Genomic DNA, 16538 nt, shown 5'->3' on the forward strand with positions numbered 1-16538 from the left:
ACACCATCCTCGCTCTTCCAGTACTTTTGTCGCTCATCAATCAATCATTCCACTTTATGTTGTTTTTAAATGGTTGTTCAAGTATGTTGCAAAGCTTTTTAAAAGTTCCAAAGAATTAATATCTGTTTCAAACAAAGGGATATAATGCTTATCCTGCTGGGCAAACTCTTTTTCAATCCAAGTAAGATAATCTTGTTCATTTTTCTTTCTTTTTTGCCAAAAATCTCCCTCAACGTCTTGTGATAGAATTTTATTGATAAAAAGAGTGCTAACATGTAAATCATGATCAGCTAGCGTTTTGACGGCTTTAGACGTTTCTATGATTGATAATCGTTCTGGGTTTAAAATAAAGATAAAGCCTGTCTTATTCTTGTTTAGAAGAATTTTTCTCACATTCATAAAACGTGTTTTACGCTGTTGAAGAACTTGAAAAACAGGATCTTCGACTGGCTCACCATCATTCAAGAGCTGTGTATAGGTATCATTTCGCTTTTTTCTCCGCTCAAGCATTCCATCAATCCACACGCTCATAAGCTCAGGAAGTGTTAATAATCTTAACGTATGCCCGGTTGGAGCTGTATCAAAGATTATTCGATCATATGCTTTTCCCTCATCAAGGATAATGGAAACAATACGGTCAAATAATGATGCCTCCTCAGCACCTGGCGCCGAACTTGCAGCATCAATCTGCCGGTATACCTCTTGTTGCATATGTGACTTTACAACACCACGTATGTTTTCCTTAACCTTTTTAATATAGTTGCTTGTTTCAATAGATGGGTCAATTTCAAGCGCATCCAAACCCGGATACACTTGAATTGGATCATTTTTAAGAGTTTTGTGAAAAATATCACCAACATTATGTGCTGGATCAGTTGACACTAATAAGGTTTTTTCCCCAAGATTTGCAAGCATTAAGGCGATTGCTGCCGCACTTGTTGATTTTCCAACACCGCCTTTGCCACCAACAAACAAGATTTTTTCTTCCTTAATCATTAGCTTCCCCCTAGCAACATCGTATTCCATCTAATGGAGACTTCTCCATTCCCATTCGCAAGTGCCAATCATGAAATTTTTCAATTATATAAGGATAAAGCTCAAGCGTGTAGTAAAACGCTGGATTTGGAAGACCTAATGTTTCCGATAAACAAAGAAATAAAAACAAATCATCTTCATCTCTAAGTTCTCTTGCTATTTCCGTTCGATGTTGAACAGAGAGAATATCGTCATATAGCTGAAGTATTTTCTTAATGGAGGAAAGTCCTATCACATGTACTCACCTGCTTTTTTCTAATCTAATATTTTCATCTAATAATCTATAACCAACTAGGGAACCCTCAGAAAAGGTTCCCCTATCAACATACTAGTCCTGAATTATTTTATGATCTTTTTTCGTTAATTCTTTTAAAGCTGTTAGCACAATCCAAATCGCAAACACGAGGATAATACTACCGAAGATAAATAATAAAAGATTCATGTCAGTCGATCCTAAGCCTGACCATTCAAACACAACCTGCTGAATCATTGCCCATATTGTCATAAACAGAATAAACACCATTGGAATAAAGGACACAAGATAGTTTCGACCAAGTCGTTTTAACCAGATGGAAATAAGCAGCAAGCTGATTCCTGCTAAAAGCTGGTTGGATGTTCCAAATAAAGGCCAAAGTAGATAGCCACCTGATCCAAATCCGTTTGGTCCCTTTGGTAATAAAACTAAAGCAGCACTTGCAACTACAGCAATTGATGTTGCCACATGTGGTTTTGTTAAAGTATCCAATTTATACTCTGTTCCAAGTTCAGCGATAATGTACCTCATTAATCGAACAGAAGAATCAAGTGTTGTCGCTGCAAAGCTAACAACAATAACAGAAATAATGGTAGCCGCAATATCAGCCGGTATGCCGATTCCAGTAGCCAACTGTGCTCCGCCTGCAATAAAATTACCAAGTCCTCCACCATTTGCAGCTGCAAATGAACTGTAAGCTTCTTTAAATTCTCCTGCACTTGAAAATACGGTTACGCAGGCAATAATTGAAATTAAAGCTAAAAACCCTTCTCCAACCGCTCCTAAGTAACCAACAAATCGTGCATCTGTTTCTTTATTCAATTGTTTAGATGAAGTTCCAGAGAAACAAGACCGTGAAAACCTGAAATCGCTCCACATGCTATCGTTATAAATAAAAGTGGAAACCAAGACTTATCTGCAGCATCCGGATTTGTGATCGGTGCTGTAATTTCAGGATTTAAGAATAATAACCCTGCGTACATAATCACTAAACCAACAACTAATTGATGAGAATTAATATAATCCCTTGGCTGTAGCAGTTTCCACACCGGAAGAGTTGAAGCGAAATAGCAATAAATCATTAATATAATAATCCAAATAAAGAAAGCCATTGATACACCATTTAACCCGAAAGCAACACTAGCTTCAGCCCCGCCGAAATATTTTACTAAATCAATTTGTAAGGCAGGTATTTTACTTGTTAAAACTGCTGAACCATACATAACGGCTAAAGCAATAATTGATGGTAAAAGCATACTGCCTTTCTTTTTGTAAACAGCGTAGCCAATCCAGATCGCTAGCGGAATTTCGATAAAGACCGGAATGACACTTGCCGGAAACTTAATAAAGAGATTTGAAATAACCCAAGCAAAAACGGCATTTACCATAAGTACTAAGATGAGAATAATAAAGAGGAATAATAACTTTGCTTTTTTCCCAATTAACTTGTTTGCTAGTGTTCCAACTGACTGCCCTTTGTTACGGACAGATAATACTAGTGTTCCAAAATCATGAACACCTGCAGCAAAAACAGTTCCTAATAGCACCCAAAGCAGTGCAGGAAGCCAGCCCCAATAAACTGCGATCGCAGGACCTACAATTGGTGCTGCCCCAGCAACAGAAGTAAAATGATGGCCCCATAAAACAGATTTCTTCGTTGGAACAAAATCAACTCCATCCTGAAATTCATGTGCAGGTGTAACATAGTTAGGATCAAGGCGGTAAATTTTTTCTGCAACAAACTTAGAATAATAACGATAACCTAACCAGAATACAACTGTCCCAATTACAGCTAACCAAACAGCATGCATTTCTTTCCCCTCCCACTTTGATAATGAATAAATTACTTCAAAGAAAGTATATGTAAGCGTTACCAATTAAGTCTCAGTTTCTGAAATTTATTTTTATATAGAAAACAAAAGGCAAACTATTAAAAAAATAGTTTGCCCTATCTTATTACTTAACTTTTGATAATCGTTCGATAATGGTTGCCAAAAGAAGAGTTCTTTCTACTAAGCTCGGTATTTCCAAATATTCTTTATCACTATGAGCATTTCCACCAACAGGGCCTAAACCATCTATCGTTGCAACTCCAAGTGAGGAGGTAAAGGATGCGTCAGAGCCACCGCCTGTTGCCGTATCTTCTATTTCAATGCCAATTTCATCTCCAACATCTTGTATAATTCGAAGCAATGCTCTTGTTTTTTTATTTTTCTCCATTGGAGGTCGATTCATTTCACCTTCTAAAACAATTTTCGTTCCAGACACTTCAGTAGTTGAACAAATTTCCTCGAGTCGTTCTTCAATGATTTCAACCTGCTCGATTTCTTTCATTCGCACATCAATTTGAGCTTCCGCATGGTCAGAAACTGTGTTAGCACTTGAGCCGCCTTCAATTAAACCTACATTAACGCTAATGCCATTTTCATGATCAGAAAGTTCATGTAGTTGAATAATTTTATGTGCCAGCTCTTCAATTGCACTTCGACCTTTTTCAGGCTCAATCCCCGAATGTGCCGCTTTTCCTTCAACAATAAGCGTGTAATTACCTTTCCCTCTGCGCGCTGTTACCAATGAGCCATCCTTTCGTGCAGGTTCCATGACGAGAGCATATCTCATACCTTTTGCTTCACTTTCAATGAGAGATCGTGATGTTGGTGAACCAATTTCTTCATCACTATTAAGGATAATTTTAATGTTTTTATAGCCTTTATGTCCTTCGTTTAGTAATGCTTTTATAGCATATAAAACAGCGGCTTGACTAGATTTCATATCAATAACACCCGGTCCATATGCTCGATTGCCTTCAATTTTAAAAGGTCTTTCTATTGCCGTTCCTTTCGGAAAAACTGTATCCATATGAGCTATAATAACGATGTTTGGATTTTTTGCTTCTTTATGCTGAATAACCAAATGATTTCCGTAATTTTCTTGTGGAATGACCTTTACATGAAAACCTAGTGCCGTGTAGTTATCCTGTAGTATGCGACCAATTTGATCGACACCTTCTTTATCATATGAGCTGCTATCTATATTTACTAATTTTTCAATAAAAGTCAGCATTTCTTTTTTTTGCTGATATATAAATGATTCCATGGAGCCGTTTCCTTCTTTCCTCTACCTGTTAATATCCAGTTATAAAGATTTTACCAGAATAAAGGCAGAAAGGTAAGTAGTGTTTCCTAGGATGATATGAGAAGATTTGCTAAGACCCAAAGTATAATAAAGCTCAAGATGATCGTTATATTAGATAATGTTCCTACAAATTTTTGATCATACTCAAATTCGACAGAATAAGGTAACACTGAAACAGATGTTGGTAACAAGAACCCCATTAATAACGTATATTTAAACATGTCATCAAATGGTAGCAGAAAAAAACAAGAAACCCCTATTAATAAACCAATCCCATATCTTACCCCTAGAAATTGCACCATTAGTTTTATATAGCTTTTATCAAATGTAAAATTCAGATAGATTCCTAGCAATAATAAAGATAATGGCATATTTGCTGCAGAAATAATCTCAGCAACATTTAATATGGTTGAAGGAATTTGTAACCCAATTAAATTAACAATCACTACGATAATATAAGTCATAAGAGGGATCGATTTTGATAACTTAATAATCACTGTTTTGGGATCCAGCTTCACATCTTCTTTTGAATAAAAACTCCCAATTAAATAGCTTAAGCCAAAAACAATAAATGCATTTCCAACATCAAACATCCCAAAATAGGTAAGTCCTTCTTTCCCAAAAATAACTTCTACTAATGGATAAGCAAAAAGACCAATATTAAAGCCTGGTACCATCATCCCAAGCATACCCTTTATGTTTCTTTGTTTTTTCCTAAATAAAAAAAGGGCAAAAAATCCGATGAAGATCCCATATAGAAAGCCCATTAAGATAAGTAAAAACAACGATGTTTCTATTTTAATATCATGAAAGGTCACGATGATTAAAGTTGGCAGAGTGATATTAAAAATAATTCTTGATAATCCCTCACCGTCTTTTTCCTTAATGATACCCCCTCTTTTTAAAAGATAACCTAATGCAATAATGATGACGCAATACAAAAACTGCAAATTAAAACTACCCAAAATGACATAACTCCTTACTTGTATTAAATTCCTTTAGTTGACTACTGTATACAATATTGCTCATTTTACCGGACATCTAGCACATTATCAATCTAATCAACTCAATCCTACCATTCTATTTCATTATTCATAATTTTATGATAAATTAAATAAGACTACTTTGAGAGGATGTTGCAGGAAATGACAAAATTTGAAAACATTACGATAGAAAAGAAGGCAAATGTTTATTTTGAGGGCAAGGTGACTAGTCGTACCATCTTATTTGAAGACGGAACGAAAAAAACTCTTGGTGTCATGCAGCCTGGTGAGTATGAATTTTCTACAAGCTTCAAAGAAGAGATGGATATCACAGCAGGTCATTTAGAGTATAAATTACAAGGTGAAGATTGGAAAACAATTGACGGCCAAGGTGTTTTTTATGTACCGGCAAATGAAACATTTCAAGTAAAAGCAATCTCTGTTGTTGATTATTGTTGTTCATACATAAGTGAATAAACATTAAAAGTCGTCCCTAACAGGACGACTTTTATCTTACTTTAGTTTATCTCTTGCTTCCACTTTATTATGTTTTTTCAACTTCTACTAGCAAATGAAAAATAAATTGATAAAGAGATCCAATTACTTCGCCAACAGTATTCGTTTCTTCAAAACCCTCTACCGCATCAAGTGTAATATTTAAGTCCCATAATCCGTCTTGTTGATTAAACATTAAATTATATTTCTTTTCTCCTTCTAGTAACTCACGATCTAGAAAGGATTTAATTGTTTTTTCTTGATTCTTTTTGAGCTTTAATCCAAGCATAGCCTCATATGTTCCAAAAACATCATCAACCTCTAATGAAACTGCATCAATTGCTATGATATGAAACCATTTTGATTCAACATAAAGGAATTCAGCTTTCTGTTTTTTAAAATATGATATAGATTCAGATAAGAAGGAATCTGATTCGGTTGCAATCAATTCATCTGTTTCTTTATTACTCCGCTCAATATAAGCACCTAAAAACCTATTTTCTATTTTCTCATTACCACCATTTTCTTCAAAAGAAATATTATTTTCTTTCATATACTCTTTTTCTACTAGATATAATGGCATCTCTTTATCTAACTGCTGAACCTGATTCTTTAACAATATATGTCCTCCATTCTTTCCAATACTCTATTTACATAGTATAACCTTTTCTTTCGATTTATAAATCCATTTCAATAAGAACCGGGCAGTGGTCACTACCCAAAATATCACAATGGATTTGAGAATCTATTAAACGATTTGTTAATGTTTTTGACACAATAAAGTAATCAATACGCCAACCAATATTTCGTTCACGTACCTTACTCATATAAGACCACCAAGAATAAACATCTTTTCGTTCCGGGTACAAGTAACGGAAACTATCAACAAATCCTTCATTCAGTAATAAAGACATTTTTTCACGCTCTTCATCTGTAAAGCCTGAATTACCTTTATTTGATTTTGGATTTTTTAAATCTATTTCCTGGTGTGCTACGTTTAAATCTCCACATAAAATAACAGGCTTGTTTTTCTCCAAGGTTGTGATATATGCACGAATTTCTTCTTCCCATTGAAGTCTTTCATCAAGCCTTGCTAAATCTCTTTTTGAATTAGGTGTGTACATTGTAATGAGAAAGTAATGTTCAAATTCTAACGTTATGATTCGACCTTCTGGTTCTTCGTTCATATCACCAATACCGTAAGAAACAGACAATGGCTTTTGTTTAGTAAAGATGGCAGTACCTGAATATCCTTTTCTTTCTGCGAAGTTCCAGTATTGGTGATATCCCTCAAGCTCTAAAGAAAGCTGTCCTTCTTGCATTTTTGTTTCCTGAATACAAAATATATCTGCGTTAACTTCTTTAAAATAGTCTAAAAATCCCTTTTTCACACATGCTCTTATTCCGTTTACATTCCATGATACTAATTTCATCTATTTTTCTCCCTGATTTCATAAATTGACTGTTGAACTTATATAGTAAACGATTTTCCTAAAATACTAAACACATATGTTCTCTAGGTAATAAAATAAGCGGTAAAAGCTTTTTGCTTTTAACCGCTTAATAACTAATTTTTCTCCAATTGAATTTCTTTCACTTTTTGTCTTTGCTCCTCAGGCCACCATGCTCCACAATCGTCAGATACAATACATGCTGCACATTTATTTAAATCATACACCTTCATTCCAGTAATTGGTGGTGAATATAAATGAAGAGTAACCAACTTCGACTTATCTAAAACAGACATTTTATGCACACCCTTTTCGGGGGCAAAAAACATTTTTCCATTTTCCTGAAATTCAGTAAAGAGTTCTATAGGCAATTTTGTTCCATCTACTTTATATACCGTATTTTTTGCCGTTCCATTTATCACTTGAATCCATCCAAAGGAGCTGCCATGATCGTGTGGCGCACATTCTAATTGAGACCAGTTCATCACTAACAATTCAACTCTTTCGTTCTTAAAAAGCAACTTTCGGTAGTACGGTTTATCATCTTCTGTCTTTAATATAGGCTCTAATTCTTCAGGCTGAATAGCAAGTTCTTCCATCGCCAGTTTTAAAGCATCACTAGATGTATTTTCTAAATTTCCAAGAATCTCATGAATTCGGTCTTTATAATCCATACAAATGTACCTCCTGATGTTGCTTTTCTAGTTGTCTTTTATGCAGCAGGCTGTTCATATGTATTGGTATGTTCTTGCTGTTTAGCAAGTAAAAAAATATTTTTTTAGTAATGATGAAGCCTTTGTAAAAGACTTAACCTATTTGTACTTTCTTGAAAAAAAGAAACCATACAACCTTTCAAATTGACCGTTAACAAAAATCACTCCTATTATAATTATGATTCCTCCTACTACACTTATGAGAATAATTTTTTCGTTTAGTAAAAGAACAGCTGCGATTAATGTTGCAACTGGTTCTAAATATAGAAAAACAGATACCTGTGATGCTTCTAGAACATGTAATGCTTTTGCCCAGTACCAATAAGCAACTCCTGATACAAATACACCTAAAAAAAGTAAATGAGCCCACTCTCCAGCCTGTAAATGAGATACGGCCTCCCACCCTTTATTACGAATCAAAAAAGGAATTGTTAAAACAAATCCTAGTAAGCTCATATAAAATGTAATAACTAGCGGTGACAACGGAATGTTTAATTTTTTTAATAAAACGGAATAGACTGCCCAGTTAAGTGTGCTTAGCAACATTAGTAAGTAACCTATGTTTAACGCTGGTTCAAACGTTTTTTCACTACCACCTGTGGTAATCATTAACACACCAAAAAGTGCTAGTATCATTCCAATAGCTTTTAATACCGTCATTCTTTCATTTAGAAAAATCATCGACAAGATTACTGTGAAAATCGGTGATAAAGATATCATCCAACCTGCTGAAGATGCATCGATCGTTAGCAATGCACTAGCTTGGATAACCTGATGAATAAAAACACCTAATATACCTAAAACAATTAAATGTGGGATATATGCAGGATTAATTTTAAGTTTTTCCTTTAATATAAGTAAAAGACAGAGAAGAAAGAGCGCACCAATTCCAAATCGAATAACAAGTAATGTAAAAGGATCTAGCTTGTCTAATACCGCTTTTGTCGAAACGAAAGATACTCCCCAAAATGTGATGGACATTGTGGCATATAGTGAAGCGGCTAATTTATGGTTTGATGACAACATAATAAATACCTCTCTATTTTAGTCTCTCCTTATCATATGCTTGTCCTTTTGACGAATGTATAAAAAATTCGAAAGTTCACCCTCATCTCACGTATTATTTGAATTATAGTCTGGTTATGGTACAATGAATGAGTATTCATTCATAAAGACTTTTTTAATAAATTAGAAATACAAGAGGTGATATCGTGCAACAAATTGGTCCGATTCAAATTATCGAAGGTCCACATAAAAGTAAAGTTCCTTATTCCAGAAGTCTATATATTGAAGGTTCACATGAAAAGGTGTTAATTGATACAGGTGCTGATCCACACTCGCTCCAACAATTAAACAAACAATCCGGTGTTGACTTAGTTATTAATACACACTACCATCCCGATCATACTTGTCATAATTACTTATTTCCGAAAGCAGAAAAGTGGATAAATAAAATTGAATACCAGATGTCATTAACAGTTGAGGGAATTGCAAAAGCAAATGGAGTTTATCAAGAATGGGGTTCTGCAGGCGTAAAGGAATGGGCAGAGAACATTCCGCAAACATGGATTCAAAGCCTTTCTGAAATTAACGGGTATTACGAATACGAGAAAGAATATCGTCTTGGAGGCGTTAACGTTATTTTTTTGCATACACCAGGTCATACAAAAGGCTTTACTTGCCCTTATTTTCCTGACTTTGGCGTTGTTTTTACAGGAGATTATGATATGACAACGTTTGGTCCATGGTATAACGGTACAGATGGTAACATTGATGAGTTTATTTCTTCAGCCCAACGCCTTCTCTCATTAGACGCTAACACGTTTATTACAGGTCATCAAAAAGGAACATTTCAGAAAGACGAATTTCACGAAGCAATGAAAAAATACCTTTCAATCATCGATCAACGTGATAACGTGATTGAAAAATATGTGCAACAAGGTTTAGATTTTGAAGAATTAACAAGTATCGGTATTTTTTATCCCAAAAACACTTTAGAGCATTCTATCCTTAAAACGTGGGAACGAAGTGGAATAAGAAAACATCTTCACCGTTTAGGCTATAAGGTTGAGAATGGAGCGATCAAACATTTGGTCTATTCTAATAAAGAATGAACTTGAATCGATCTAAGGGAGTTCCTCACCACCGTTGTGCTGTGGCTCTCCTTTATATTAATAATGGATAGAAAGCTACAGTCAACTCCCTATCCATACTCTTTATTCATCTTCGTCCATCATATCCTCAAAAACAGCCGACACTTTTTCAAATTCATCATCACTTTCAATCGGGGACAAATCTCCTTCATCATCAATCTTTAAAAAGAAAATATCAATATCTTCTTCAGATTCCTCTTGAATATCATCAACAAATCCTACTGCTACATAATCAGTTCCTTCTAAAGTAATCGCCGCAAGAACCTCTACTTCATTATCCTGATCATTTTCGTCCGTAATTGTAAAAATTTCTCCTACTTCTACTTTATCCATGAATAATAGCTCCCTTCACACGTACATATAAATGATGATTACTTCTTTATCATGCCAAATTTATGTAATTTCATTCAATACATTTTATAAAAAAAATACAATTTCTTTCATTTTTAGGTTATAAATTTGATAAAAGGAAGGATGTTTATTTATGTCCTATTTTTCTTATCCGCCTTTCTACCGTTCAACTCCCCCTTCACAATTAAGCACACCTCAACAAAGAACAGTTACCGTAGAAGGTAGAGGAAAAGTCAACGCCGTACCAGATCAAGCAATTATTACGATTGGTTTTGTTACTGAAAATGAGGATGTTAACAAAGCACAAGCACAAAATGCGAGGATAACAACTCAGGGTTTAGCTGCTCTGAAAGAAATAAATATCCAACAAGAAGATATTCAAACAGTTTCATATATCATTCAGCCTATTTACGAATTCACCGAAGGATCTTCTATCTTAAAGGGATATAAAGTACAACATACTTTTGAAATAACAGTTAAAGATTTAAATCAAGTTGGTAAAGTGTACGAAGCGGTAGTAGCAGCAGGGGCAAATATCGCAGATAATATCGAGTTTGTTGTTTCAAATAAAGATTTATACTACCAGCAAGCTTTACAACTTGCTATCAAAAATGCAACTGAAAAAGCGTCAAGCATTGGACAACAGCTGGGTGTTAGCATGAATACCGTTCCGATTAAAGTTACAGAGAATTCTACAGCCATTTCACCAAGGGACTATACACTTTCTTTCTCTGCTGAAGCTACTTTACAAGCAGCACCTCCTATACAAAGAAGTAAGCTTGAAATTGAGGCAATCGTAACAGTCGTTTATCCATATTAAAAAGAGGACGAATTCTTCGCCCTCTTTTTACTATTAGTTTTGTTTTAAAAACGACTCAATTTCTTTCGTTAATTCTTCTTTAATAGCATCAATTTTCTTAAAATCCATTGCTTCTATATAATAGGATTCTAACTGGTCTCTTAGTTGCTTTGCTTCAGCTAGATAGGATATTGCTTCTTTCATTTTATCTTTATATGCCTTTGTTGTTCTAGCAATGTCTTCTGCGTATTTTTCATCTGTTCCAGGTGTGATGCAGCGTTCATACATATCAATTATTTCATCAGAATTTCTTTCAGGAAAATATTCATGTGGTGCAGTACTGTCAAAAATAGCAATTCCCTTTTCACGTAAAATCACCATATCAAGGCTGTTAGGATCAAAACCGCAATGATACACTTCTACATCAAAACCTCTTTGCTCACCTGCAGCCACAATTTTCTTTAACATTGTTGACTTGCCTGAACCGGCTCTCCCTTTTATAAAATAACGTTTTTCGATATCTTCTGTTAAATTTTGAATAAAATCAACAGCTCCATCTGGAGTTGCTGCTCCTAGAAAACGATGCTGAACTCTAGGCTTTTTGTCTAATGTTTCCTCTTTATAAAACAAGGAAATGATTTCGTCTGTTAACTGGTTAGCCTTAGCAAAATCCATGTTAGAAACATAAATGTCTTCAATATCATCATGCGCTCTTAATGAGGCAGCAAATGTTTCATATGCTTGATTAAATTTCTTTGAAATCTCCTCATTAAGAGTAAGTATTTCTTCTTTATGCTGCGATAATTTATTAGAATCCCAAGCAACACCCAGATTTACATACTCTTCAATAACACCTGGAGCTTTAGGCTCAATTACATGTGGTGCTGTTCCATCAACAATTCCTATTTTTTCATTTGGAAGAATGACTCCATCAATGGACTTGTTATCAGAAGCACAATGTAAATACTCTACATCGAATCCCTTTTCTTCCATCATTTGACCAACATGCTTCATAAGAGAAGATTTCCCCGTACCTGGGCCTCCCTTTAATATATATAAACGCTCTAGATCCTCTAATACTGAGTCATATAAACTATAAAAACCTTTGGCAGTGTTTCCTCCTGCATAATAATGATGAACTTTTCCTGTCATCTAATCACCCCTTAACACCTTTGCCTTTAACATATGTAGATTATCTCACAAGGGTGAATGCCTAATTTTTAAAATCGCGTATTGCGCAAAACTTTTGTATAATGGTTCCTATATTTAATAAAGGAGATCGTTTCAATTGAACTCAAAAGAACTTGAACAAAAAATCATACAAAACTATCAAAAAGATGAAGGAATGATGATTTTAATTTTTGCACAATGGTGTGTGAATCATGATCTTAATCCAACTGAACTTTATTTAAGAGCCTATCCTGGGCAATCAGAAAATTATGCCCTTAAACAAACAATTGATTTAACCGTTTCTAAAGAAGAATCAGAACACATCCCAGATCAAACCCTCCTTAATGTTTTATCATTGTTTGGCAATGAAGACCTAGCTTTTGTTGTAACAGAAGAAATAAATAAAAGAAAAAAATAAGAGGGATGGAAATTAAAATGGTGGTCAAGGTAGTTTTGTGCTTTGGCTTTTTGTCTAAGTCCGCGAAAATTTTCAAATGATCATTTGATAAGTAAGTTGGTAGATTTTCATCTGGAAAAAAGCACGCCAATAATCGGCGTGCTTTCCTTATTTATCATATCTTTTAAACACTAACGTGGCATTATGTCCACCAAAGCCAAATGAATTTGATAAAACAACAGAAACATCTGATTGCTTTGCTTCATTCGGTACATAATCTAAATCTAGTTCCTCATCGGATGTTTCATAGTTAATGGTTGGAGGAATGACACCATCTTTTATTGAAAGCAAAGAGAAAATGGCTTCCACCGCACCTGCTGCACCCAACAAGTGTCCTGTCATCGACTTTGTTGAGCTTACAGCAAGTTTGTAAGCATGTTGACCAAATACTTCTTTTATTGCTTTTGTTTCATTTAAATCATTATAATAAGTACTTGTGCCGTGGGCATTAATGTAATCAACATTCTCTGCCTGCAAATTAGCATCTGATAATGCTAGTTTCATAGCACGTTGTCCGCCTTCTCCTTCTGGTGCAGGTGTTGTAATATGATATGCGTCCCCAGTCGCACCATAACCAACAAGTTCTCCGTAAATTTTAGCACCGCGAGCTAAGGCATGATCTAATTCTTCTAAAACAACAACACCCGACCCTTCAGCGATAACAAATCCGTCACGATTTTTATCAAAAGGTCGACTAGCTGTGTTTGGGTCCTGATTTGTTGATAAAGCCGTCATATTAGTGAACCCTGCGACTGTCATCTCGGTAATCGATGCTTCAGATCCACCAGCAATCATCATATCTGCTACACCATTTTGAATAACTCGAAAAGCATCTCCAATAGAGTTAGCACCCGAAGCACATGCAGTTACTGAGCAATTGTTAATCCCTTTTGCTCCAATCTCAATTGAAACCCTGCCAGAAGCCATATCTGGAATGAACATAGGAATAATAAATGGACTAACACGCTTTGGACCTTTATTTAAATAACGTTTATGTTGTTCCTCAAATTCATCAAGTCCACCGATTCCCGAACCTATCCATACTCCAACACGTTCAGGGTCAATTGTTTCTCCTATTTTAATTCCCGAATCATTCACTGCCATTTTACTTGCAGCTATTGCAAAATGAGTAAATCTTGCCATTCTTCTCGCTTCTTTAAAGTCAATATACTCATCTGTTGAAAAATTCTTTACTTCTCCAGCTACTTTCACTTGAAACTGTTCTGAATTAATACGTGTTAAAGGTGCAATGCCCGATACTCCACTTTTAATATTTTCCCAGGTTGTTCGTGCATCATTACCTAGTGGTGTTACAGCTCCAATACCTGTAATCACAACTCGCTTCTTCATGTTAGGCTCTCTCCTTTATAACAAATATATGATATAAACTAATTCTATTTAATATGATAGATAAACAGATAACTTATGACTTGGTCTTAGTAGCACATACATATATCTTATACCAGATCATGAAAAATGAAAAGTTACCGGTACTAAAAGAAACTTTTTATAAATGTAAAAAGACCCCCATGTCTGGAGGTCATTTCTATTATAATTCCAATTTTTCAACAGCATCAATAAATGATGTGATATCCTCTACAGTTTGAAATATTTCACTATTTTGTATTTCTTCCACCATTACTTCTCCATCTTGTTGAACTTGTTCAAACTGATTTAGTAATTCTTCATTTTTTGAAACAAGATCCTGATGTAGGTCTTCAGCAACTGCTGGAGCATCTATGTTATTAAATTCTTCAATATTTTCGGTTAATGTGTTTACCTGATTTTCAAGTTCAGTTCTCATTTCTGGATCACTTGCAGCATTTTCAATTAGACCTGGTGCATTTTCAGCAAAATCACTCATTGAGTTTAACAAGCTATTTGCTTCATTAACATAGTCCAGCGATTGATTTACTTCATCTACTACAGAGCACGCAGTGGTTAGCATAAAAGCCGCAATAATTACAAGAAAAGAAAGCTTTTTCATTTTATCACTCCTATGAGTTTATAGGTTATAAGTTATAAGTTATAAGTTATAAGTTATAAGTTTTATACGGATAAGTGGTGAAGAAAGTTTCAAAGACTTTGTTCTGACTAATAACGCTAAAAACAATTAAAAGGCTAACATCATGGTTGTTAACCTTTTATTGTTTAAGATTCATTTGTCACTAACCATTTGAGAAATTCTTGTTCGGGTTCTGTAAGAAATCGACCTAAGTCTCTTGAAAAATATAAATATAACTCTATGTATCTTTTTGCCATTTCGTCCATGAATATCCCCCTAGTATGTATAAGAACTTCTTTATTTTATCACGTTCATATGGTAAGTGGTAAAAAATCTTTTAAAACATCAAAATCAACGAACATTATTCTTCATCCACAATGTCATTTGAATCAATATCGTCATTTTCATTTTTCTCTTTGGTATCAAAGAACTCATTAATTTTTTCAACGATTGACTCATCATTTTTTTCTAGATGATGAGTAGCATGTTCTGTATCAATAAAGTTCTGAAAGGTATAAGTTTGGATTAGTTTCTTTTTATTTTTGATGTGTTTACCTACAATTAGTAACAAAAATAACAATATTAGAAAGAGTATTAAGTATAAGATAATTACACCTCACCCTCTTACACTGTTTAGTTATCATTCCTAAAAGAAAAAGCTACTTGCGTAACTTTTTCTTTTTAGGTTCTTTAGGTGCTAAGGCATCAAAAATAGAGATTCTAATGGAGGATTTCCACCTGCAAGACCAACCGCAACTGCTGTATAGGTCTTTCCAGCTTTAAGCTGTACTTGCGGAATCGTTAACACGACATTATTAGTTCCAGCAACTCTAACTTCTAAATTAACAGTTAATGGAGATAATGTCAGGTAATCTGTAGCTTTTTCGTACGGAACATTGGGAAAGAGCACCTTACCACCTTGAACTGCAATATCAACATTTGGAGCACCTGGGGAGAGGTGAATAAACCGGACTTTTGCTTGGTTCGGGCTTACATACGGTTTATCTACAAAAACATTTAATTTAAGGTTTGCTACCCTTCCAGTTGCTGCAACAGTGTAGTAAGTATTTCTTGTTAAAGAAAGTTGTTCTCTTAAAACAGGCTGAGTTGTTTCCCCAGTTGGGTACACTTCAATCGTGTAGCGACCATATGGTAATTGTAAGTAATCAGTTGTTTCTTGAAAAACAAGATTCGTAATGGCTTTATTTCCGTTTACATAAACATCAACACCCGGTGCGTCTGGAGAGGCATGAAAAACACGTATAAAGGAATTCTGCTGTCCAGCTCTGTCTGCCATTCCGTAAGTATGTCCGTGAAAATCTGCAGCTGCAAGTTGTTGTACACACATTAAGTGTTTTTGATAATACATGATGTGCAGCTGAGGATTTGAGTATTTATAGTAGTCCGCCAGCATTTGATATTTTGCCGCTTCAAGTACCAACATTGATTCATTTTGGTGCATGCTATTCACTCCTAAAATAGTATTAACACCATACAATATGTAAAACGCCTATATAGTTTCCTATTTTTTGTCATTT

The 16538-nt window shown here is 34.8% G+C and carries 18 protein-coding genes and 1 pseudogene; 4 read left to right on the forward strand and 15 right to left on the reverse strand.

The annotated features are described in order from the left end of the window. Positions 1–54: 54 nt before the first annotated feature. The 5 genes and pseudogenes from LPC09_RS14475 to LPC09_RS14495 all read right to left on the reverse strand — a co-directional run bounded on the left by LPC09_RS14475 (position 55) and on the right by LPC09_RS14495 (position 5388). Positions 55–996, reverse strand: a complete 942-nt coding sequence (locus LPC09_RS14475) for an ArsA family ATPase (protein ID WP_231307653.1) — start codon at positions 994–996, stop codon at positions 55–57. 10 nt (positions 997–1006) lie between these two features. Then, a complete protein-coding gene (locus LPC09_RS14480) occupies positions 1007–1267 on the reverse strand; it encodes a cory-CC-star protein (protein WP_379051989.1) in 261 nt (86 codons plus the stop codon). Between the two features lie 96 nt (positions 1268–1363). Then, positions 1364–3099 (reverse strand): annotated as a pseudogene (locus LPC09_RS14485) (carbon starvation CstA family protein). A 145-nt stretch (positions 3100–3244) separates the two neighbouring features. Then, complete coding sequence (locus tag LPC09_RS14490) at positions 3245–4384, reverse strand: M20 family metallopeptidase (RefSeq protein WP_231307654.1); 1140 nt, start codon at positions 4382–4384, stop codon at positions 3245–3247. 86 nt (positions 4385–4470) lie between these two features. Continuing rightward, on the reverse strand, positions 4471–5388 hold the full coding sequence (locus tag LPC09_RS14495; protein ID WP_098794804.1) for an AEC family transporter: 918 nt from the start codon (positions 5386–5388) through the stop codon (positions 4471–4473). Positions 5389–5568: 180 nt separating this feature from the next. Between LPC09_RS14495 and ppnP the strand changes: the two genes are divergently transcribed. Further along, positions 5569–5883: a pyrimidine/purine nucleoside phosphorylase gene (ppnP, locus tag LPC09_RS14500; protein WP_098794803.1), complete on the forward strand. Its 315-nt coding sequence runs from the start codon at positions 5569–5571 to the stop codon at positions 5881–5883. Positions 5884–5950: 67 nt separating this feature from the next. Here ppnP and LPC09_RS14505 read toward each other — a convergent pair whose 3' ends face one another. The 4 genes from LPC09_RS14505 to LPC09_RS14520 all read right to left on the reverse strand — a co-directional run bounded on the left by LPC09_RS14505 (position 5951) and on the right by LPC09_RS14520 (position 9091). After that, on the reverse strand, positions 5951–6520 hold the full coding sequence (locus LPC09_RS14505; protein ID WP_098794802.1) for a branched-chain amino acid aminotransferase: 570 nt from the start codon (positions 6518–6520) through the stop codon (positions 5951–5953). A 58-nt stretch (positions 6521–6578) separates the two neighbouring features. Then, positions 6579–7334, reverse strand: coding sequence for an exodeoxyribonuclease III (locus LPC09_RS14510; RefSeq protein ID WP_098794801.1), 756 nt, complete (start codon positions 7332–7334; stop codon positions 6579–6581). Between the two features lie 134 nt (positions 7335–7468). Further along, positions 7469–8026, reverse strand: a complete 558-nt coding sequence (locus LPC09_RS14515) for a cysteine dioxygenase (RefSeq protein WP_098794800.1) — start codon at positions 8024–8026, stop codon at positions 7469–7471. Between the two features lie 138 nt (positions 8027–8164). Beyond that, on the reverse strand, positions 8165–9091 hold the full coding sequence (locus tag LPC09_RS14520; RefSeq protein WP_098794799.1) for a DMT family transporter: 927 nt from the start codon (positions 9089–9091) through the stop codon (positions 8165–8167). Positions 9092–9276: 185 nt separating this feature from the next. Here LPC09_RS14520 and LPC09_RS14525 point away from each other — a divergent pair, with 185 nt between their 5' ends. Continuing rightward, complete coding sequence (locus LPC09_RS14525; protein ID WP_231307655.1) at positions 9277–10179, forward strand: MBL fold metallo-hydrolase; 903 nt, start codon at positions 9277–9279, stop codon at positions 10177–10179. A gap of 102 nt (positions 10180–10281) precedes the next feature. Here LPC09_RS14525 and LPC09_RS14530 read toward each other — a convergent pair whose 3' ends face one another. Beyond that, positions 10282–10551, reverse strand: a complete 270-nt coding sequence (locus LPC09_RS14530; RefSeq protein ID WP_098794797.1) for a DUF1292 domain-containing protein — start codon at positions 10549–10551, stop codon at positions 10282–10284. 151 nt (positions 10552–10702) lie between these two features. Between LPC09_RS14530 and LPC09_RS14535 the strand changes: the two genes are divergently transcribed. Beyond that, the gene (locus LPC09_RS14535; protein ID WP_098794796.1) at positions 10703–11389 is read left to right on the forward strand and encodes an SIMPL domain-containing protein; all 687 of its coding nucleotides are present in this window, start codon (positions 10703–10705) and stop codon (positions 11387–11389) included. A 33-nt stretch (positions 11390–11422) separates the two neighbouring features. On the opposite strand, the gene LPC09_RS14540 is transcribed toward LPC09_RS14535, so the two are convergent. Then, positions 11423–12520: a PRK06851 family protein gene (locus tag LPC09_RS14540; protein ID WP_098794795.1), complete on the reverse strand. Its 1098-nt coding sequence runs from the start codon at positions 12518–12520 to the stop codon at positions 11423–11425. A gap of 136 nt (positions 12521–12656) precedes the next feature. Between LPC09_RS14540 and LPC09_RS14545 the strand changes: the two genes are divergently transcribed. After that, on the forward strand, positions 12657–12956 hold the full coding sequence (locus LPC09_RS14545) for a hypothetical protein (RefSeq protein ID WP_098794794.1): 300 nt from the start codon (positions 12657–12659) through the stop codon (positions 12954–12956). A 147-nt stretch (positions 12957–13103) separates the two neighbouring features. On the opposite strand, the gene fabF is transcribed toward LPC09_RS14545, so the two are convergent. The 4 genes from fabF to LPC09_RS14565 all read right to left on the reverse strand — a co-directional run bounded on the left by fabF (position 13104) and on the right by LPC09_RS14565 (position 16462). Continuing rightward, the gene (fabF, locus tag LPC09_RS14550; protein WP_098794793.1) at positions 13104–14345 is read right to left on the reverse strand and encodes a beta-ketoacyl-ACP synthase II; all 1242 of its coding nucleotides are present in this window, start codon (positions 14343–14345) and stop codon (positions 13104–13106) included. 199 nt (positions 14346–14544) lie between these two features. Further along, positions 14545–14982, reverse strand: a complete 438-nt coding sequence (locus LPC09_RS14555) for a DUF6376 family protein (RefSeq protein ID WP_098794792.1) — start codon at positions 14980–14982, stop codon at positions 14545–14547. Positions 14983–15361: 379 nt separating this feature from the next. Further along, complete coding sequence (locus tag LPC09_RS14560) at positions 15362–15571, reverse strand: hypothetical protein (protein ID WP_141549635.1); 210 nt, start codon at positions 15569–15571, stop codon at positions 15362–15364. Positions 15572–15697: 126 nt separating this feature from the next. Next, positions 15698–16462: a DUF4397 domain-containing protein gene (locus tag LPC09_RS14565; protein WP_098794790.1), complete on the reverse strand. Its 765-nt coding sequence runs from the start codon at positions 16460–16462 to the stop codon at positions 15698–15700. Between the last annotated feature and the right edge of the window lie 76 nt (positions 16463–16538).

Source organism: Metabacillus sp. B2-18, assembly GCF_021117275.1.
GTDB lineage: Bacteria > Bacillota > Bacilli > Bacillales > Bacillaceae > Metabacillus.

Excerpts from the sequence above, each read along its gene's own strand:
- LPC09_RS14515 (WP_098794800.1), bottom strand. The coding sequence starts at position 8,026 with ATGGATTATAAAGACCGAATTCATGAGATTCTTGGAAATTTAGAAAAT.
- LPC09_RS14535 (WP_098794796.1), top strand. The coding sequence starts at position 10,703 with ATGTCCTATTTTTCTTATCCGCCTTTCTACCGTTCAACTCCCCCTTCA.
- LPC09_RS14555 (WP_098794792.1), bottom strand. The coding sequence starts at position 14,982 with ATGAAAAAGCTTTCTTTTCTTGTAATTATTGCGGCTTTTATGCTAACC.
- LPC09_RS14475 (WP_231307653.1), bottom strand. The coding sequence starts at position 996 with ATGATTAAGGAAGAAAAAATCTTGTTTGTTGGTGGCAAAGGCGGTGTT.
- LPC09_RS14490 (WP_231307654.1), bottom strand. The coding sequence starts at position 4,384 with ATGGAATCATTTATATATCAGCAAAAAAAAGAAATGCTGACTTTTATT.
- LPC09_RS14565 (WP_098794790.1), bottom strand. The coding sequence starts at position 16,462 with ATGCACCAAAATGAATCAATGTTGGTACTTGAAGCGGCAAAATATCAA.
- ppnP (WP_098794803.1), top strand. The coding sequence starts at position 5,569 with ATGACAAAATTTGAAAACATTACGATAGAAAAGAAGGCAAATGTTTAT.
- LPC09_RS14540 (WP_098794795.1), bottom strand. The coding sequence starts at position 12,520 with ATGACAGGAAAAGTTCATCATTATTATGCAGGAGGAAACACTGCCAAA.
- fabF (WP_098794793.1), bottom strand. The coding sequence starts at position 14,345 with ATGAAGAAGCGAGTTGTGATTACAGGTATTGGAGCTGTAACACCACTA.
- LPC09_RS14510 (WP_098794801.1), bottom strand. The coding sequence starts at position 7,334 with ATGAAATTAGTATCATGGAATGTAAACGGAATAAGAGCATGTGTGAAA.
- LPC09_RS14520 (WP_098794799.1), bottom strand. The coding sequence starts at position 9,091 with ATGTTGTCATCAAACCATAAATTAGCCGCTTCACTATATGCCACAATG.
- LPC09_RS14530 (WP_098794797.1), bottom strand. The coding sequence starts at position 10,551 with ATGGATAAAGTAGAAGTAGGAGAAATTTTTACAATTACGGACGAAAAT.